The sequence below is a fragment of the Bacillus sp. TH13 genome (assembly GCF_016651175.1).
In the GTDB taxonomy this organism is placed as follows: Bacteria; Bacillota; Bacilli; order Bacillales; family Bacillaceae_G; genus Bacillus_A; species Bacillus_A thuringiensis_S.
Genome location: NZ_JAEKEJ010000025.1, coordinates 2,696,688 through 2,715,639 on the forward strand (window position 1 = coordinate 2,696,688; position 18,952 = coordinate 2,715,639).

The following is an 18,952-nucleotide window of genomic DNA, read 5'->3' on the forward strand; positions in this document are numbered from 1 at the left end:
CGACTTAGTATAAGTCGCTTATACTTTTTTTAATTACAAAATCAATTACAAAACTTACAAAAACTATTTTTACTATTGAAAGCGTTTTAATATTGTTATTAAGAAAACGAGGGGGTGCCATATGGGAATTCAAAAAAATGTGGAAGCGGTATCATTTCCTGAAGGAAATGAAGTACAAAGAGAATCTTTCGCTTCTAAAATTATGAATGTAAAAATCGGTGTTATACCTTTACCGTTATATGTAGTATTGGCTGCTATTATTTATGGGGCATCTGTATATAATAAATTGCCAGCAGATATGATTGGTGGATTTGCAGTTATTATGATCATGGGGATTTTCTTAGGTGATATTGGGATGAGAATTCCAATTTTAAAAAATATCGGCGGTCCAGCAATACTTTCGTTATTTATTCCATCATTACTTGTATTTTTTAACTGGATGAATCCAGCTTCAATGGAAGCTGCGACAATGTTAATGAAAAAATCGAACTTTTTATATCTATATATTTCTTGTTTAGTAGTCGGAAGTATTTTAGGAATGAACCGTAAAGTGTTAGTACAAGGTTTCGTTCGTATGTTTATTCCTTTAGTAGTAGGGACGTTAGCTTCTGTAGCAGTAGGATTATTGGTCGGTTCACTATTTGGATTTGAAATGAAGCAGACATTCTTCTTTATCATCGTACCAATTGTGAGTGGTGGTATCGGGGAAGGAATTTTACCATTGTCGCTAGCTTATAGTGACATTTTAAATGAATCATCAGCAACGTTTGTATCACAGCTTATTCCAGCAGCTATTATTGGAAATATGTTCGCAATCGTGAGTGCAGGGTATATGAAGCGTTTAGGTGAGAAGAAACCAGAGCTTAGTGGTAACGGTGTATTAGTGAAAACAGACAATCAAGCAGAATTATTAAAAGAACAAAATACAGAGAAGCCAATTGACTTCTCATTAATGGGAGCAGGTTTATTAATTGCGTGCACGTTCTTCATCTTCGGAGGATTTGCTTCTAAGTTCATCGGTATTCCTGGGGCAATCATTATGATTTTCTCAGCGGCACTTGTGAAATACTTTAAATTAATGCCAGCGCAAATGGAGCAAGGAGCATTCCATTTATATAAATTTATTTCAAAAAATTTAACTTGGCCTTTAATGGTTGGATTAGGATTGCTATATATTCCGTTAAAAGACGTAGCAGCAGTTCTTTCAGTAGGATATGTTGTTGTGTGTGCATCGGTTGTTCTTACAATGGTAGCATCAGGTTTTCTTGTAGGGAAAGTGATGAAAATGTATCCAGTTGAATCAGCGATTGTAACTGGATGTCATAGCGGTTTAGGTGGAACTGGAGATGTCGCTATTTTATCGGCTTCAAATCGTATGGAATTAATGCCGTTCGCGCAAATTTCTACTCGTTTAGGCGGGGCAGCAATGGTTGTAACAGCGACAATTTTATTAAAAATGTTTTCATGATCAAACAAGCTAGCTATATTCATATAGCTAGCTTGTCAAATTAAGGGGAGATTATAAGTATGTTAGATAATCAAATTAATGAAAGATCATTGTTACTGCATAAAGAATTAGTAGGGAAAATTGAAATTACAAGTAAAGTAGAAGTAAATTCAGCGGATGATTTAAGCCTGACATATACACCAGGTGTAGCGGAGTCTTGCAAAGCAATTGCGGCGGATGAAGAAACAGTGTATGACTATACGGCACGCGGTAATATGGTGGCAGTTGTCTCAGATGGAACAGCGGTACTTGGTTTAGGGAATATTGGACCGAAAGCAGCTATGCCTGTTATGGAAGGGAAGAGTATTTTATTTAAGAAATTTGCGAATGTAGATGCTTTCCCATTATGTTTAGGCACAACGGATGTAGATGAAATCGTTACTCTTGTAAAAAATTTAGAGCCTACATTTGCAGGGATTAATTTAGAAGATATTGCAGCACCACGTTGTTTTGAAATTGAAAAACGATTAAAAGAAGAAACGAATATTCCTGTATTCCATGATGATCAACATGGAACAGCTATTGTCGTTTTAGCAGCTGTTATTAATGCATTAAAAGTTGTTAGCAAACAAATGGATAATGTGAAAATCGTTATTAACGGTGCGGGTTCGGCAGGAATTGCAATCGGAAAATTATTATTAAAGGCTGGTGCAAAGCACATTACGTTAGTTAGCTTAGAAGGTATTGTTTGTGAAGGTGAAACATGGATGAATGAAGCGCAAATTGAAGTTTCAAAAAAGACAAATCGTGAACATGTGCGTGGAACGTTAAAAGAAGCGATTCACCAAGCTGATATTTTTATTGGCGTATCTGCTCCTAACGTATTAACGAAAGAACTTGTACAGACGATGAATGAGAAAGCAATTGTGTTTGCAATGGCGAATCCAATTCCAGAAATCTTCCCTGAGGATGCATTAGAGGCTGGGGCAGCTGTAGTAGGAACTGGGCGCTCGGATTATGCGAATCAAGTAAATAATGTATTGGCGTTTCCCGGAATATTCCGCGGTGCGTTAGATGTGCGCGCGACTGATATTACAGAAGAGATGAAATTAGCGGCAGCATATGGGATCGCTAACATCATTACGGACGAAGAACGTAATGCGAATTATGTAATCCCGAATCCATTAGATAAAAGAGTTGTTCCAAGTGTTGCAGAAGCAGTAGCGAAAGCAGCTATTGATTCAGGCGTGGCGCAAATTACGAAAATACCAAATTATTAATAGCTAAAAGCAGTGCCTAAAAAGGCACTGCTTTTTTGAGATAAGAAATCAAAATAATGAAGAAGTGTAGAATTATTTATGTTTCTTCACTATTTATTTAATTCCATTGCAACTTGTTTACCATTTACTAAAACCTCAGTTACTGCTACGATCACTTCTATCATTTTTTTCATCTCTCATCTCTCCTCGTTTCATTTCTTACTTTAAGTATAAGAGAAGAGAGATAATTCAACTATCGAAGTACATGACGTAGAAATTACATTTTTGTAAGAAAGTGGTTTATTTTTGTCACTTTACTCAGCAGTAATTACAAACTGATCATAATATTTTTCATTTATATATATATTTAATAACCATAATCCAGATGAAGGTAGTGACATAGTGAGGGGGAGTTCGTTTGTAGTAGAATCGATTGTATTTGAAGTAGTCCAAGTTTGTTTGGAAGTTTCTTGTTGAAAGAGTACTGGTGTTGGAGTTACAGATCCTTGTTTTAGCGCAATAATAGACAATTTTCCAGTTGGCCTTTCAGGATCTAAAAAGTGCCACATTATTTCATTTTGTTCATTTGCGATAATAGGACTATCAGCCATTGCGATTTTACCTTCGATGCCTTTTAAAGGCATTTTTCCTTCTACGAAAGAAGGTGTTTCTTCCCAATTTACATCTTTTAAAACACTAAGGTGAAAGAAGGAAGGTGCGTTCACTTGAGTGGATGACGTTGCTATTACGTCTTTTTTTTGTTCTTTTGAATCCGGTTGCGTTTGTGTGCATCCAGTGATGAGGAAGGAGAGAAGTAGCATAGTTCCGATTTTTTTCATGGTGCCACACTCCTAGTTTTTATTGTTAGTGTAATTGTATTTGCTAGAAGGCGGGACAATTCCTTTAAAGTATAAAAAGAGGTCGTAAGTTTTGTACGACCTCTTTTGACATTTTTTATCCCGTAAAAGCCCGATTGGTGTAGGTTAATCATCAGTGGGAGATAGCCCCACTAATTAAAGTTTCATTTTATATTTGTTCCGTTGTATAGGTTGGTTCGGTTTCTTTTTGAGGCATCGTCAAAAAAATAACGGACAGAACGATACATACGCCGCCTAGTAATTGGTATACTCCAAAAGCTTCATTTAGCCAAGTAATTGAAACGATGGTAGCTACAAGGGGTTCAATGCTAGATAAAATGCTTGTTTCTGTTGCTGCTAAATATTTAAGACTACCGATATATAGAAGGAAAGAAAGGGTACCACTAATAATGATAAGAATAAGCATAGAAAAAGTTTTTAGTGTAAGGGTTTGTGAAAATTGATTCCACCCGAATGAACGATTATAAATAAGTAGTGCAATTCCTCCGATTAACATCCCCCAACCAATTACTACAGTTGTCCCGCATTCTTTAATGAGAGAAGCCGGATGAAGGGTATAAAATGCAAATCCGATTGCTGTTAATAGTCCAAAAATAATAGCTTCTTTAGATAAAACAATATTTTCAATTGAGCCATTTGTAATAATAAAGTATGTTCCTATTAGCGCGGCTATAATTGCGAATAGTTGCATGGAAGCAGGGAATTTTCTTTGTTCAAATGCAACGTACACGGTAATAAGAACAGGACCTAGAAATTGAAATAGCGTTGCAGTGACCGCGTTACTAATATGAACCGTTTCGATAAAGGCGTATTGCGCACCAAGCATGCCGAGAATAGAGAAAATAATAAGTTGTATAGAATATCTAGGGTGTTTCCAAATTTGAAATATGTTTTGTTTCTTTATAAGTAAGAAAGACAAAATAAATATTCCTGCAAGCAACAATCGAATTGTTAAAAAATCAATTGAGGATACATTAGTATGCTGAAATAGCCACTGAATCATTGGACCAGATAATCCCCATAATGTAGCCCCTGTAATAATCATAATAAGTCCGATACGTCTACCATTGTTCATTATCATGTTTCTCCTCTCCAGTATTTGATTTTTTATGTGTGACATGATAAAAGGAATTATATATAACTTCTGGTACTGTAAAAAGTATCAGATTTTAGTTTTATTAAGGGGTCAGATATTATGTTAGAATTAACGCCTAATTTAAATATGGATAGTAAAAAGGCAATATATGTGCAATTGTATGAGTATATAAAAAAAGAGATTAAAGATGGATCGATTCCGGCTTTTACAAAATTACCTGCTAAAAGAAAGCTGGCGAGCTATTTACAAGTGAGTAAAAATACAGTAGAAGCAGCTTACGAGCAATTACTTGCAGAAGGTTATATTGAATCGGCATCGAGAAAAGGTTATTTTGTATGTAAAATTGAACAAATGATTTATGTAGAAGGAAGCGAAGTGAAAGTAGAAGAAGTATCGTTTCGGGAGGAGAACTATAAATTTGATTTCACCCAAACAGGGGTTGATACGGATACTTTTCCGTTCACTACGTACCGCAAGCTTATAAATGATGTATGGCAGCCACATAATAATGAGTTGCTTTTTCTTGGACACCCTCAAGGAGAATTGAGCTTAAGGGAGGAAATAGCGAGCTATTTGTATGAATCTAGAGGAGTGCGTTGCTCAGCTAGTCAAATTGTATTAGGAGCGGGGACACAAATATTAGTGAAACTACTTTTTCAATTGTTAAAGGAAAGCAATTATGCAGTTGAAAATCCAGGGTATCATAGGAAAATGGTCGTTTTTGAACAGGGAGAAACAAGGGTCCAAATGTTACCTTTAGATAGAGATGGAATTTGTATTGCAGATTTAGAAAATAGCAATGCGAATGTTGTATTTGTTACACCTTCCCATCAGTTTCCATATGGAATGATTATGCCTATTACGAGAAGAATGCAGCTTTTACAATGGGCAAAGAAAGAAGAGGGCAGGTATATTATTGAAGATGATTATGATAGTGAATTTCGCTATTCTGGAAAGCCTATACCGGCGCTGCAAGGGTTAGATACAGAGGGGAAAGTTATTTATATGGGGACGTTATCTAAAGCATTATTACCATCGTTACGGATGAGCTATATGGTGTTGCCGAAGAAATTAATTAAAAAATATCAACAGCAATATTTATTTTATACACAAAGTATTTCAAGAATGGACCAAGAAGTGATTAGAAGATTTTTAAATGAAGGCTATTGGGAAAAACATATTCATAAAATGCGTGTCGTCTACCGAAAGAAGAGAGATCGACTTGTTTTTGAAATAGAGAAGTATTTCTCTAATCGTGTTGAAGTGATAGGAGAAGATTCGGGATTACACATTTTATTAAAAGTGCATAATGGAATGCGGGAAGAAGAATTAATTCAAGAAGCTGCGAAATATAGTATCAAAATATATCCTGTGTCTACGTACTATAAAGACGGTACGGCGCCTGAGAGTGTAGTTTTACTTGGGTTTGCGATATTATCAGAGGAAGAGATTGCGAAAGCGATTCAATTATTACACAAGGCATGGTTTACAAGAAAGTAAAAAACATCCTCCAAACATGAGGATGTTTTTTATTATTTATTTTCATCTAAGAATAAGACCATATGCTCTTCGTCCCAATATTGTCCGTTATATTTTAATGAACGTTCTTGTACACCGAATGTTTTAAAACCTAATGATTCATAAAGTTTTTTCGCTCCATCGTTGCCAACAACAACATCAAGCATAACTTGTTCTACTTCTAAAGATTTAGCAAGCTCAAGACATTCTTTAATAAGTGCTTTTCCTGCTCCAAGTCCGCGTGCTTTTGGAGATACATATACAGAACCGATTTTAGCTTTATGTTCTTGTTTTACATATGGTTTCGTTTCCAGTGTTGCAACCCCGATTAATTTTCCATCTTTAAATGCACCTAGCGTATAGTTTTCATCTTGTGCTAATTTTTGTGCTTTATATTCAATCGCACACTCTTTATTAATAATATCTTCATAAGAAGAGCTGAATGCTTCAGGGTTTTGCTTTAATCCTTCTACGCGAAGTTCTAAGTAAATTTCTGCTTCGTCTTTTGTTAATACATGGATATCCAATTATATCACCCTCCAAATCTTTGCAAATGTACCTTTACCCCGCATTAACGGGCAGTAAGACTCCAACTTTAAAATTCGGCGAATGCGCGGAATTTAGGCGGGAGATAACTGCCCGTAAATGCCCGATTGGTTCAACTAATAATCCATGGAGTGAACCTTTCCATGGATTAAAGTTTCACTTTATTTTATATTGAAATAAGAATAATTTCAAAAGCTTAGCTTATATGAGCTGTTTTTATGAACAAAATAACACCAGTAGTGTTTACTACTACTGGTGTTTTCACACGCATATTATTCAAAAGGTAGCTCGATTATAAAGTTTGTTCCCGCTCCTAATTGGCTTGTTACTAGAATAGAACCGTTATGCAATTCTACAATTTCCTTTGCAACAGCTAGCCCGATGCCTTTTCCGCCTGTAGCTCGTGTTCTGGATTTATCAACACGATAAAAACGGTCAAAAATATGCGGGATATCTTCTTCAGGAATACCTTCACCTTCATCTTGTACACTTATTGTAAAAGAATATGTTTCCATGAGTACACGTATCGTAATGGATGTGTTTTCTGGCGAATGTTGATAAGCGTTGTGTAATAAATTTAACATAACTTGTTCCATACGTCTTTCGTCTATACAAACTTCTAAATCATCTTTGCAATATACATGAAGTTGCATTTGCTTATTCGTTAATGTTGTTTTTGTTTTTTCAACCATTCGTTCTAAAAATGGCTGAAGAAGCACTTTTTGTTTTTTTATAACAAATTGGTGTTGTTCTAATTGTACAAGCATAAATAAATCTTGGACGAGATCGGTTACACTATCCGTTTCATCCTCAATGATTTGTAAGTATTCTTCTCGCTCCTCTTTTGTTAAAGAGTCTCTCTTTGCTACCTTTGCATAACCTTTCATATAGGTCAATGGAGTTAATAGTTCATGAGCGACACTAGCGAGAAATTCATTGCGCTCTTTTTTCATATACGTAAGCTCACTCGATAAATCTTCAATTGTTTTTGCTAAACTTCCGAGTTCATCATTTCGTTTAATACCTAATTGAATTGGCTTGTTTAATTTTGACATTTTTTCTGTCGCTCTCTTCATTTTTATAAGAGGATCTGTAATAAATTTAGAAAAAACAAAGACAGAAATAGTTGTTAAAATAATCGTCAAAATACTAATGATAAGAAATTGATGCAGGAGTTTAAGTAACATCTTTTCTAAGAAAGATGTTTTTAATAACATATGTAAATTACCTTGAAATCCTTGAATTTCAAGTGGACTTACTGTTGAGATGAATTTTGATTTTTTCCAGTTTCTTTCTACAATTAACCCGCTTTTTGGAATAGATTTTGTTTTACAAATAAGTTGTTTTTGCATTTCTTTCGTTATGGGTTCTGAGTTAGAAATAATTTTGCCGTTATTGTCAGTTATAATGATTGTGATATCAGTATTAGCAATTAATTCGGAACCGATTAAATCTTCAGCCGCATGCTCGATAGTGAAATCCTGATACCGAGGGTGTTTAGGACGTTCTGTGTATTGCTGTTGTTTAGAATGATCATTCCATCTTGCACGGTTTACAATCTTATCACGATACCGATTACCTTTCTCTAATAGAGCATCGGTTTCTTCTTTCACACGCATTGTTGAAAGGCTTTTATAAAAAGATACGAAAGCAATTGTTTCAATACATAAAGCTAATATTAAAAAGTATGTCCCAATTTTAAGGGAAAGTTTACTCATTTTCTCACCATACCTTATTCATAATAAAGAGTCAGTGGTATACGATTTCCCACTGACCGAAGTAATTATTCACTTTTCCATTTATATCCGACTTTATAGACCGTTTCTAGGTAATCTTCAATCGGAAATCCTTTTTTGCGTAGTTTATCACGGATATTACGAATGTGTGAATCAATTGTTCTATATTCGATATCTGTTTCATAGCCCCAAATTTTTTCGATTAAATCATCTCGGCTATAAGCACGGTTTGTATTTTGCAAAAATAGTCCGAGTAACGAAAATTCGATAGGAGTTAGCGAGATTTTTTCATCGTACACTGTGACGGTATGTTTCGTTTTATCCCACTCAATACCATTGAAACTAACAAAGCCATCTTTTTTTGTACGGCGTAATATAGCCTCGATTCGTGCGACTAATACATGCTCATCAAATGGTTTTGTAATATAATCATCTGCGCCCATCGTGAGGCCTTTCACCATATCGTAGTTTTGGTTGCGAGCTGTTAACATAATGATAGGAACGTTAGAAATTTGACGAATTTGATAGCAAGTATCCCATCCATCCATATTCGGCATCATAACATCTAATAAAATAATATCGAATTCTTTTTGTTCGATTAATTTTAGTGCTTCAAGGCCAGAGGTAGCTTTCATACAAAAATAGCCGCGAGGGCTTAAGAATAGATCTAATAATCGTAACATACGTTCTTCATCGTCTACTAATAAAATTTTTACCATAATCTTGTGCACCCCAAACTGTTCATTCTACTTGTATAGTTTACATGAAAATAATAAAAAACTCTTTTTATGTGATTGAATGGAGGGATGATTTTTTCGCTCGGAGTAATTGACATAAAAAATGCACTAGTTTTGCACAACTATTTTTTATAATAAAAAACGTAGCGACACAAAATACCCTATGTTGCGACATAACGTCATGTCATTTTATTTATAAAATGACAATTCCATTCTATTGTGTATGTGAGATAGAGAGGGTTTTCGTATTCACCTCGCATCGGATAAGAAAAATTTCCTATCTCACACTTTTTTTAAAGGAGATCATACACATGAATCCAAAAGAAGAAATTTCAAAAAAAGAAAAGCAAGATCGTAATACGGTTGTCATGTGTGTTGCCGTATCTATGGTTATTATTATAAGTTGTGTAAATAAAATTTTAGGGATTTTATAAAATAAAAAAGCTGATTGCTTCTTAAGAAGCAATCAGCTTTTTTCATTGTTAGGGAGTATTTCTATATGATAAACCAAGGTAAAATTGCTAATCCAGAAGTTATAATCGCTGTAGTAAATATTAAAAGCATAGCTCGTTTGTTTTGTTTCATGTCACATTCTCCTCTACATATCAAGTACATTGGATCAGTGTGAGATGTGGTTCCCCACTGAGTAAAGTTTCACTTTATATTTTTAGTATAATGAATGGTAAGGATTGGCACGATCGATAAAGGTGACATGAAGATTACATTGTTGTAATGCAAAAAAACATCTTTCTTATTAAGAAAGATGCTTTTGGAAAACTACCCCGTAATAGCCCGATTGGTTCAGCTAATACTCAGTGGGGGATGGAAAAATCTCCCACTGAGTAAAGTTTCACTTTATATTGAAGTATTAATCATTTAAGAACAGAACCATATGTTCCTCGTCCCAATATTGACCGTTATGTTTTAATGAACGTTCTTGTACGCCGTAAGTTTGGAAACCTAATGACTCATATAGTTTTTTGGCACCAACGTTACCAACTACAACATCGAGCATAAGTTGTTCTACATGTAATTTATCGGCATTTTCAATAATTGCTTTAATGAGAGCTCGTCCTGCTCCGAGACCACGTGCTTTTGGGGAAACAAAAACGGAGCCAATTTTTGCTTTATGTTCTTGTTTAATAAATGGTTTTGTTTCTAGAGTAGCGATACCAATTAAATCATTATCTTTGAAGACACCTAGAGTATACTTATCCGGATTGCTTAATCGTTTAGCCATAGCAGCCACAGGATCTTCATGTTTAAGAACATCTTCATAAGAAGAGCTAAAAGCTTCCGGATTCTTCGTTAAACCTTCCATACAAACTTTTAAATATATTTCTGCATCCTCTGTTGTTAATAAGCGAATTTCCATAGTTGTAACCTCCCTGGTGGATTTCAAATAAATCCATTACTTTTATAAGATTGAGTATATGTTTTGTTAGTATTCTCTTTTAATTTGTAAAAGAATGAAAAGATATATGCTACAATGTTTTGTTTTAATTATGTAATGAAATTATATATTAACTTTATTAACTATTCAAGTGTTTAATATGTTACATTTTTATAACTAAAATAACTCCTCATTGAGGAGTTATTTTTTAAACATTGGATTGATAGCCGTCAATTCGTTTTGGATGTGTGTAAATATTACAAGATTCATTTCTAATAAACCCTACGACTGTAATGCCTAAATCATGGGCAAGTTGCAATGCCAGTTTTGTTGGAGCGGATTTAGATAGAACAATTTCACAGCCGATTTTTGAAACTTTGAGTAAAATTTCGGATGAAATACGTCCGCTAAATGCGATGATTTTTCCTTTAATGGATATATCGTTACGCAAACAATGACCATATATTTTATCTAATGCATTATGTCTTCCAATATCCATTCTTGATAGGAGGATATTGTTGCGATCACATAGCGCGGTATTGTGAACACCGCCAGTTTGGCGAAATGTAGTAGAAGATTGTTGCAAGGTATTCATTAAGTGAAAGCATTCTTCAGGAGTAATTTTTACATGTATATCATGTAAGTCTTTTGCTTTTGCTGCGTCGTTTACGAAAATAAACCCTTGTCTACCTTTTCCGCAGCAAGAAGTGATGTATCGTTTATTATATAGAGTTTGATAGAGCGGATTCACTTTTGATGATTTTACATGGACAATTCCGTTATCTTTTTGAACCCATATTTCTTCAACATCTTTATAGGAAGAAATAATCCCCTCAGAAATTAAAAAACCAATTACCATATCTTCAATATAATTTGGTGTGCATACGACTGTTACATATTCTTCACCATTCAATTTAATAGTAATAGGAGATTCTGTAACAATCTCATCAAGTTGTTTTGAAAATGTACCAGATTGATAGCGTACAATTGTATAAGTCTCTTGTGTAGGCCCCATATTTAATTCCCCTTTTATATGTATTTCTCTCCCACATTTATCATAAAACAATGGAAAAATAAAAACACCTATTAGCAAGAAGATCACAGATTATTTTGGTTATTATTGTATATGTACGATATAATAGAACTGTAGAATAGTGATATTTTCAAGCTTTCGTAGTTATACCTTATAACATCTAGAATCGACTTCATAAGAAAGTATTTGGGTAGAGCGTTTCAAAAATATGTACAGTAATGCGATTTTGAAAACGGATTCATAATTGTGTTGTACAGTTGGTTGTAAGGAGAGGGGAAACTATGGCAGAACAGACAGTCCGTGTAACCGTCGATGGTAAAGAATTTTCTGCATCAGGTGAAAAGACGATACTACAATTATTTAACGAGAGTAATTTGGAACATCCTCAAATTTGTCATGTACCAGAAGTAGATCCAATTCAAACTTGTGATACGTGTATTGTAGAAGTAAATGGAAAGTTATTGCGTGCTTGTTCAACGAAATTAGAGAACGGTATGCATATCGAAAGACAGTCCCAGCGTGCAAAAGAGGCACAGACTGAGGCAATGGATCGAATATTAGAGAATCATCTATTGTATTGTACCGTTTGTGATAACAATAATGGTAACTGTAAAGTCCACAATACAGTACATATGATGGGAATTGAGGAACAGAAATATCCGTATGAGCCGAAAGTAAGTGCGTGTGAAGTGGATATGTCACATCCATTTTATCGATATGATCCAAATCAATGTATTGCTTGTGGGCAGTGTGTAGAAGTATGTCAAAACTTACAAGTGAATGAAACTATATCAATTGATTGGAGCTTAGACCGTCCACGTGTTATATGGGACAATGGTGTAAGTATAAATGACTCATCTTGTGTAAGTTGTGGGCAGTGTGTAACAGTATGTCCATGTAATGCGTTAATGGAAAAAACAATGCTGGGTGAAGCTGGATTCATGACTGGATTGAAAACGGATGTGTTAGATCCGATGATTGATTTTGTGAAGGATGTAGAGCCTGGATATAGTAGTATTTTAGCTGTTTCAGAAGTAGAGGCTGCGATGCGTAAGACGAAAGTGAATAAAACAAAAACAGTTTGTACATTTTGTGGTGTAGGTTGTTCATTTGAAGTATGGACGAAAGACCGCCACATTTTGAAAGTACAGCCTGTTTCAGATGCGCCGGTTAACGGTATTTCCACATGTGTAAAAGGCAAGTTTGGATGGGATTTTGTAAACAGTGAAGATCGTATTACAAAGCCATTAATTCGCCAAGGAGATATGTTTGTTGAAGCTTCATGGGAAGAGGCTCTTGAAGTTGTTGCATCCAATATGCAGCATATTAAATCAGAATATGGCAGTGATGCATTTGGATTTATTTCTTCTTCAAAAGTAACGAATGAAGAAAATTATCTTATGCAAAAACTAGCCCGTCAAATATATGGAACGAATAATGTAGACAACTGTTCCCGTTATTGTCAATCTCCAGCAACAGACGGTTTATTTAAAACTGTCGGTATGGGCGGGGACGCTGGAACAGTGAAAGATATTGCGGAAGCGGGTCTTGTCATTATCGTTGGAGCAAATCCAACAGAAGGACATCCTGTACTTGCGACGCGTGTAAAACGTGCTCATAAATTACATGACCAAAAATTAATTGTGGCGGACCTTCGTAAACATGAAATGGCAGAGCGTGCAGATTTATTCATTCATCCGCGCCAAGGAACTGATTACGTATGGCTCGCTGGTATTACGAAATATATTATTGATCAAGATTGGCACGATAAAAAGTTCATAGCTGAAAATGTGAAGAATTTTGATGAATATAGCAAAATGGTAGAAAAGTATACGCTGGATTATACAGAAGAAATTACGGGTATTTCGAAAGAAAACCTGAAAGAAATGGCTCGTATGGTATATGAAGCAGATGGTACTTGTGTACTTTGGGGAATGGGTGTAACTCAAAATACTGGAGGAAGTACAACTTCAGCAGCAATTTCAAATCTATTGCTTGTTACGGGTAACTATCGTCGTCCTGGTGCAGGAGCATATCCATTACGCGGACATAATAACGTACAAGGCGCTTGTGATATGGCAACATTACCAAACTGGCTTCCAGGTTACCAAGCAGTTTCAGATGATGCGCTCCGTGCGAAATTTGAAAAAGCATACGGTACTACAATTCCGAAAGCACCAGGCTTAAATAATATTGCAATGTTACTTGCGGCAGATGAAGGAAAACTGCGTGGTATGTATGTTATGGGTGAAGAAATGGCTTTAGTAGATTCGAATGCCAACCATGTACAACATATTTTAGCGAATTTAGATTTCCTTGTTGTTCAAGATATGTTCTTATCGAAAACAGCTCGTTTTGCTGATGTTATTTTACCGGCAGCACCAAGCTTAGAAAAAGAGGGAACATTTACGAATACAGAGCGCCGTATTCAAAGATTATATGAAGTATTGAAGCCGCTTGGTGATTCAAAGCCAGACTGGTGGATTTTACAAAAAGTAGCTCGTGCACTTGGCGGGGACTGGAATTATGAAAATCCAAGTGAAATCATGGATGAAATTGCATCGCTTGCACCTTTATATTCTCAGGCAACATACGATCGTTTAGAAGGATGGAATAGTTTATGTTGGGGTAGCCATGATGGTAGCGATACACCACTATTATATGTGGACGGATTTAACTTCCCGGATAAACTAGCTCGTCTATCATTAGATGAATGGGTACCACCAGTTGTAGCACCAGATGAGTATGATTTACTTTTAAATAATGGTCGTATGTTAGAACATTTCCATGAAGGGAATATGACGAATAAATCGGCTGGTATTTTATCTAAAGTATCTGAAGTTTTCGTTGAAATCTCGCCGGAACTTGCCCTAGAGCGTAATGTGAAAGATGGTGGTCTTGTAGAATTAGCATCACCATTTGGGAAAATTAAAGTACAGGCACTTGTTACAGATCGTGTAACGGGGAAAGAGCTATATTTACCGATGCATGCAACGGTAAATGAAGAGGCAATCAATATTTTAACTGGAACGGCGACAGATCTTTATACGTGTACACCAGCGTACAAACAAACGATGGTAAAGATGCGTGTACTACGTGAAAAAGGGAATCGTCCGTTACCATCTTCAAACCCGAGAGATAAAAAGCGTAATCCGCAAAACGGTGTTGAAATCGAGCAAAAATGGCAAAGAAAACAATACGTATCACTTGTGGACTAGGGGGCAGAGATAGTGGCGAAAGAAATTACTATAATTAAAAAGAAAGTTGTAACAGAGGAAGAACAGAAACAGCAAGTAGCAGATGAACTTCTAAATGAGCTATCTAATAATCGTGAAGCAGTAGAAGAAACGATGCAGCTTTTAGCACAGTTGCAGAAGGCTGGTATATTAGATGCGGCAATTAGTTTACTTGTTGCGAAGGAAGATGTTTCAAAAATCGCTGTGGAGCAATTAAATCGTGAACCCGTTAAAAATGCGTTAAATAATATGATGGGGGCAGGAGAAGCGTTATCTTCAGTTGACCCAGAAATAACGAAGCAAATTACGTCAAGTTTAGTTACAGGATTGCAATTTGCAACAGACGAATTAAATAGTGGTAAAAAAACAAAAGTGATGGATTTCTTTAAAGTATTAAAAGATCCAGATATCAATAGAGCTATTACATTCGGTTTTAGCTTCTTGAAAGCATTTGGACAAGGGTTAGAGAAAAAATAGAATAAATGAAAAAGTGATGGGAAGTAGCCATCACTTTTTTCATTATATGTATAAGAGTGTTCATGTTAAGTGGAATATATTATTATTAAAAAGATGGATTAGAACTGGAAATGTGGAATCCATCTCAAATACCGTTTTAGAATTTGGAGGAATATATGCAACACCGTAAAAAACTATCTATACCAGGAGTAATGAGACATTCCTTTCAAACAGTTAAATTTGCTTTTTGGAATGTATTAACTTTTCAACTTGCTTATAAATTATTAGCAGCGATTGTGTTTGTTCCACTATTTGGAATCATTTTTAATAAGTTATTGTATTTTGGTGGTTATGCAAATGCGACAAATGATGAATTATTAGCGTTTTTAAAGACGCCTTATGGCATCTTAGCAATCGTGATTTTGTCATTGCTAGCACTGTTTCTTATCTTTACGGAATTTGCGGTGCTTATTATTATTTCGTATTTCGCTCATAAAAGACAGAAGGTGAAATTACGTCCGATTTTATATAAAACGGTAACGTATTTACCTACTCTTTTCACATATTGCTTACCAGGATTTATTTTATATGCTGTCGTATTGTTGCCTCTTTTAAATATGGGATATGAAACGGCATTAATCCCGCAAATTCAAATTCCTAACTTTATTACAGGAGAACTGTTTAAGACAACGATTGGGCAAGTTGGTTATTACACGTTCTTTGCTGTAGTCGCGTATTTGAATCTTCGATGGATTTTCGTTCTACCTATTGTTGTTTTAGAGCAAAAACCATTTCGCGTGGCAGCACGTAAAAGTGCAACTTTAGTAAAGGAAAGCTTTTTTAAAGTACTATTTTTTTTAGTAGGATTTTTTATTTCAATTGGAATTGTATATGTCGTATTTTTGGGAATGTATTTATTGTGCCTATGGGGTGTTTATGAATTTACAAACCCGAAAGGAACATTTGCATTATTAGCTGAATCAACGATTTCTGTATTTTTAACGAGTACATTGTATTTATTTAGTTTTATCGTGACGCCATTTTATATTATGGCGATTACGCGATTATACTTACAAAAGGTACCGGTTGAAGATGTTTTATTAGAAGAAGGGTTAGATTATTCGAAAACGAAAGCAGATAAATGTTTCTTCCAAAAACATCGTTGGAAATTTCTTGGCGTATATATTGTGGGGATTATTACTGCTGGAATGGTTGTTGCCTTCATTGTAACGTTTATTTCAAATTCGTATAAAGAACCAATTATTATGGCGCACCGCGGGTATATATCAAAAGGCGTAGAAAATACGAAAGAAGCTGTGCAAGGTGCTATTGATGCAAAAGCAGACTATGCTGAAATAGATGTATTACAAACGAAAGACGGTGAACTAGCGGTTATACATGATTTGAAGCTGAAACGTCTCGCAAATGCCAATGTGCATGTGTCAGATTTAACGATGGCTGAGTTAAGCCAGCTTACCCTTAGTCAAGATGGACTTTCAGGACAAATAAGTACACTTGATGAAATCATTAAACTAGCAAATGGCAAAATCAAACTTAATATAGAAGTGAAGCTTCATGGGGGCGAAAAAGATTTTGTAAACAAAGTCTTAAAAACAATTAAAGATAATGAATTCGAGAAGCAATGTGTAATTCAAACGTTACACTATCCGCTTATTAAAGAGTTTAAGCGTGCAAATCCAGATATAAAAGTAGGGTATATATTGTATGCAAGTAGAGCTAACTTAAAGAATGTGAAGGCTGACTTTTACGTAGCAGAAGAATATATGTTAAATAAGAAATTAGTAAAAGAAGCAAGGAAGTTAAACAAACCAATTTACGTATGGACAGTAAATGATATGGAAAATTTAAAGGCATATTATAAGTTAAACGTAGATGGTATCATAACCGATTACCCTGAAGATGCACGTGAAACAATTAAGATGTTAAAAGAGCAAGAAGCGGAAGAAAGTGGTCTGTTTGATAAAATTACTGAAACGACAGATGACTTGTTTTCAAAATTATTTATAAGTTATCCAGCTGCTAGCTAAATGCTAGCAGCTGTTTTTTTGTGAAAAGAATATATCTCTAAAGTATTAAGTAAAGTAATAACTGTATATGTATACATTATCGCTTAGTTTTTTACATTGTTACATTATTGTCAAATAATAAATGATTACTGTTTATTTTGAAGAAGTATAATAAAAATTGAGTGAAAGATAATGGGATGTCACGAAACCCCTAATAGAATCAATGTTTTATATATTTACACTATTCTAAATATATAAACTTTATAAAAATGGTATGTTAGCGTTTTCATAACTTTTAAGTTATGCTAGAATAAGGACATAAGTTATTAATTATTACAAAAAGAAAAAAGAATCTCTTTTTTCTGTTAATTATAAGGGGGCATTTCATTATGCGTATTGGGGTACCAGCAGAAATTAAAAACAACGAAAACCGTGTGGCAATGACACCAGCAGGTGTTGTACATTTAATTCGTAACAATCACGAAGTATTCATTCAAAAGGGTGCAGGTTTAGGATCTGGTTTCACAGACGCTCAGTATGTTGAAGCGGGAGCAAAAATTGTTGATACAGCTGAAGAAGCTTGGAACATGGAAATGGTTATGAAAGTTAAGGAACCAATTGAAAGCGAATACAAACACTTCAGTGAAGGCTTAATCTTATTCACATACTTACACTTAGCTCCAGAGCCAGAATTAACAAAAGCTTTAATCGAGAAAAAAGTTGTTTCTATCGCATATGAAACAGTACAATTAGAAAACCGTTCATTACCATTACTTGCGCCTATGAGTGAAGTAGCTGGTCGTATGGCTGCACAAATTGGTGCGCAATTCCTTGAGAAAAACAAAGGCGGTAAAGGTATCTTACTTGCAGGTGTTCCAGGAGTTAAACGTGGTAAAGTAACAATCATCGGTGGTGGACAAGCTGGTACAAATGCTGCTAAAATTGCAGTTGGACTAGGTGCGGATGTAACAATCATCGACTTAAGCGCAGAACGTCTTCGTCAATTAGATGACATTTTCGGAAACCAAGTAAAAACTTTAATGTCTAATCCTTACAATATTGCAGAAGCTGTTAAAGAGTCTGATCTTGTAATTGGTGCAGTATTAATCCCAGGTGCAAAAGCGCCAAAACTTGTAACAGAAGAAATGATTAAATCAATGGAACCAGGTTCTGTTGTTGTAGATATCGCGATTGACCAAGGTGGTATTTTCGAAACAACTGACCGTATTACAACTCATGATAACCCAACTTACGAAAAACACGGCGTTGTTCATTATGCAGTTGCAAACATGCCAGGTGCGGTTCCACGTACATCAACTCTTGCATTAACAAACGTAACAGTACCATATGCAGTACAAATTGCTAACAAAGGCTACAAAGAAGCTTGCCTAGGAAACTCTGCATTATTAAAAGGTATTAACACATTAGATGGCTATGTAACATTTGAAGCAGTTGCAGAAGCTCACGGTGTAGAGTACAAAGGTGCTAAAGAATTATTAGAAGCAGAAACAGTATCTTGCTAATAGAAGCATTATACAAAACAAAATCGAACAATATATAATACAACATGATAAGAGCTAAGAGATAATA

At 35.1% G+C, this 18,952-nt stretch carries 15 protein-coding genes; 8 read left to right on the top strand and 7 right to left on the bottom strand.

The window, feature by feature from the left end:
* Positions 1–121 precede the first annotated feature (121 nt).
* Together JFU02_RS22385 and JFU02_RS22390 are read left to right on the top strand one after the other, a co-directional pair.
* The gene (locus JFU02_RS22385; RefSeq protein WP_086407049.1) at positions 122–1,468 is read left to right on the top strand and encodes a 2-hydroxycarboxylate transporter family protein; all 1,347 of its coding nucleotides are present in this window, start codon (positions 122–124) and stop codon (positions 1,466–1,468) included.
* A 59-nt stretch (positions 1,469–1,527) separates the two neighbouring features.
* Positions 1,528–2,727, top strand: coding sequence for an NAD(P)-dependent malic enzyme (locus JFU02_RS22390; RefSeq protein WP_000886555.1), 1,200 nt, complete (start codon positions 1,528–1,530; stop codon positions 2,725–2,727).
* A 293-nt stretch (positions 2,728–3,020) separates the two neighbouring features.
* Here the strand turns inward: JFU02_RS22390 and JFU02_RS22395 are convergent, their stop codons facing one another.
* Together JFU02_RS22395 and JFU02_RS22400 are read right to left on the bottom strand one after the other, a co-directional pair.
* On the bottom strand, positions 3,021–3,545 hold the full coding sequence (locus tag JFU02_RS22395) for a DUF4871 domain-containing protein (protein ID WP_061666977.1): 525 nt from the start codon (positions 3,543–3,545) through the stop codon (positions 3,021–3,023).
* A gap of 187 nt (positions 3,546–3,732) precedes the next feature.
* Entirely contained in the window at positions 3,733–4,659 is a 927-nt protein-coding gene (locus JFU02_RS22400) for a DMT family transporter (protein ID WP_001059058.1), read from the bottom strand.
* 120 nt (positions 4,660–4,779) lie between these two features.
* On the opposite strand from JFU02_RS22400, the gene pdxR reads away from it, so the two are divergent.
* Positions 4,780–6,180 (top strand): MocR-like pyridoxine biosynthesis transcription factor PdxR, encoded by a 1,401-nt coding sequence (gene pdxR, locus JFU02_RS22405; protein WP_098285283.1) that lies wholly within the window; start codon positions 4,780–4,782, stop codon positions 6,178–6,180.
* 32 nt (positions 6,181–6,212) lie between these two features.
* On the opposite strand, the gene JFU02_RS22410 is transcribed toward pdxR, so the two are convergent.
* The 3 genes from JFU02_RS22410 to JFU02_RS22420 all read right to left on the bottom strand — a co-directional run bounded on the left by JFU02_RS22410 (position 6,213) and on the right by JFU02_RS22420 (position 9,199).
* Entirely contained in the window at positions 6,213–6,725 is a 513-nt protein-coding gene (locus JFU02_RS22410) for a GNAT family N-acetyltransferase (protein ID WP_000351212.1), read from the bottom strand.
* A gap of 291 nt (positions 6,726–7,016) precedes the next feature.
* Complete coding sequence (locus JFU02_RS22415; RefSeq protein ID WP_086407046.1) at positions 7,017–8,462, bottom strand: HAMP domain-containing sensor histidine kinase; 1,446 nt, start codon at positions 8,460–8,462, stop codon at positions 7,017–7,019.
* 65 nt (positions 8,463–8,527) lie between these two features.
* A complete protein-coding gene (locus JFU02_RS22420; protein ID WP_000238956.1) occupies positions 8,528–9,199 on the bottom strand; it encodes a response regulator transcription factor in 672 nt (223 codons plus the stop codon).
* A 329-nt stretch (positions 9,200–9,528) separates the two neighbouring features.
* Between JFU02_RS22420 and JFU02_RS32505 the strand changes: the two genes are divergently transcribed.
* Positions 9,529–9,651 carry a hypothetical protein gene (locus JFU02_RS32505; RefSeq protein WP_001068392.1) on the top strand — a complete coding sequence of 41 codons (123 nt, stop codon included), beginning with the start codon at positions 9,529–9,531 and terminating at the stop codon, positions 9,649–9,651.
* 434 nt (positions 9,652–10,085) lie between these two features.
* On the opposite strand, the gene JFU02_RS22425 is transcribed toward JFU02_RS32505, so the two are convergent.
* The gene (locus JFU02_RS22425; protein WP_000405877.1) at positions 10,086–10,592 is read right to left on the bottom strand and encodes a GNAT family N-acetyltransferase; all 507 of its coding nucleotides are present in this window, start codon (positions 10,590–10,592) and stop codon (positions 10,086–10,088) included.
* Between the two features lie 226 nt (positions 10,593–10,818).
* Positions 10,819–11,625, bottom strand: a complete 807-nt coding sequence (gene fdhD / locus JFU02_RS22430; RefSeq protein ID WP_000529229.1) for a formate dehydrogenase accessory sulfurtransferase FdhD — start codon at positions 11,623–11,625, stop codon at positions 10,819–10,821.
* Between the two features lie 299 nt (positions 11,626–11,924).
* Here fdhD and fdhF point away from each other — a divergent pair, with 299 nt between their 5' ends.
* From fdhF to ald, 4 genes are all read left to right on the top strand, one after another.
* Positions 11,925–14,861 carry a formate dehydrogenase subunit alpha gene (fdhF, locus tag JFU02_RS22435; RefSeq protein WP_061666975.1) on the top strand — a complete coding sequence of 979 codons (2,937 nt, stop codon included), beginning with the start codon at positions 11,925–11,927 and terminating at the stop codon, positions 14,859–14,861.
* A 12-nt stretch (positions 14,862–14,873) separates the two neighbouring features.
* Complete coding sequence (locus JFU02_RS22440) at positions 14,874–15,356, top strand: helical membrane plugin domain-containing protein (RefSeq protein WP_001040508.1); 483 nt, start codon at positions 14,874–14,876, stop codon at positions 15,354–15,356.
* A gap of 155 nt (positions 15,357–15,511) precedes the next feature.
* The gene (locus JFU02_RS22445) at positions 15,512–17,383 is read left to right on the top strand and encodes a glycerophosphoryl diester phosphodiesterase membrane domain-containing protein (protein ID WP_086407043.1); all 1,872 of its coding nucleotides are present in this window, start codon (positions 15,512–15,514) and stop codon (positions 17,381–17,383) included.
* Positions 17,384–17,751: 368 nt separating this feature from the next.
* Positions 17,752–18,885, top strand: a complete 1,134-nt coding sequence (gene ald, locus JFU02_RS22450; protein ID WP_001219742.1) for an alanine dehydrogenase — start codon at positions 17,752–17,754, stop codon at positions 18,883–18,885.
* The last annotated feature ends 67 nt before the right edge of the window (positions 18,886–18,952 follow it).

What these genes read in the sequence shown, in the direction of transcription:
- JFU02_RS22385 (WP_086407049.1), top strand. Translation starts at nt 122, where the DNA reads ATGGGAATTCAAAAAAATGTGGAAGCGGTATCATTTCCTGAAGGAAAT.
- JFU02_RS22390 (WP_000886555.1), top strand. Translation starts at nt 1,528, where the DNA reads ATGTTAGATAATCAAATTAATGAAAGATCATTGTTACTGCATAAAGAA.
- JFU02_RS22395 (WP_061666977.1), bottom strand. Translation starts at nt 3,545, where the DNA reads ATGAAAAAAATCGGAACTATGCTACTTCTCTCCTTCCTCATCACTGGA.
- JFU02_RS22400 (WP_001059058.1), bottom strand. Translation starts at nt 4,659, where the DNA reads ATGAACAATGGTAGACGTATCGGACTTATTATGATTATTACAGGGGCT.
- pdxR (WP_098285283.1), top strand. Translation starts at nt 4,780, where the DNA reads ATGTTAGAATTAACGCCTAATTTAAATATGGATAGTAAAAAGGCAATA.
- JFU02_RS22415 (WP_086407046.1), bottom strand. Translation starts at nt 8,462, where the DNA reads ATGAGTAAACTTTCCCTTAAAATTGGGACATACTTTTTAATATTAGCT.
- JFU02_RS22420 (WP_000238956.1), bottom strand. Translation starts at nt 9,199, where the DNA reads ATGGTAAAAATTTTATTAGTAGACGATGAAGAACGTATGTTACGATTA.
- JFU02_RS32505 (WP_001068392.1), top strand. Translation starts at nt 9,529, where the DNA reads ATGAATCCAAAAGAAGAAATTTCAAAAAAAGAAAAGCAAGATCGTAAT.
- JFU02_RS22425 (WP_000405877.1), bottom strand. Translation starts at nt 10,592, where the DNA reads ATGGAAATTCGCTTATTAACAACAGAGGATGCAGAAATATATTTAAAA.
- fdhD (WP_000529229.1), bottom strand. Translation starts at nt 11,625, where the DNA reads ATGGGGCCTACACAAGAGACTTATACAATTGTACGCTATCAATCTGGT.
- fdhF (WP_061666975.1), top strand. Translation starts at nt 11,925, where the DNA reads ATGGCAGAACAGACAGTCCGTGTAACCGTCGATGGTAAAGAATTTTCT.
- JFU02_RS22445 (WP_086407043.1), top strand. Translation starts at nt 15,512, where the DNA reads ATGCAACACCGTAAAAAACTATCTATACCAGGAGTAATGAGACATTCC.
- ald (WP_001219742.1), top strand. Translation starts at nt 17,752, where the DNA reads ATGCGTATTGGGGTACCAGCAGAAATTAAAAACAACGAAAACCGTGTG.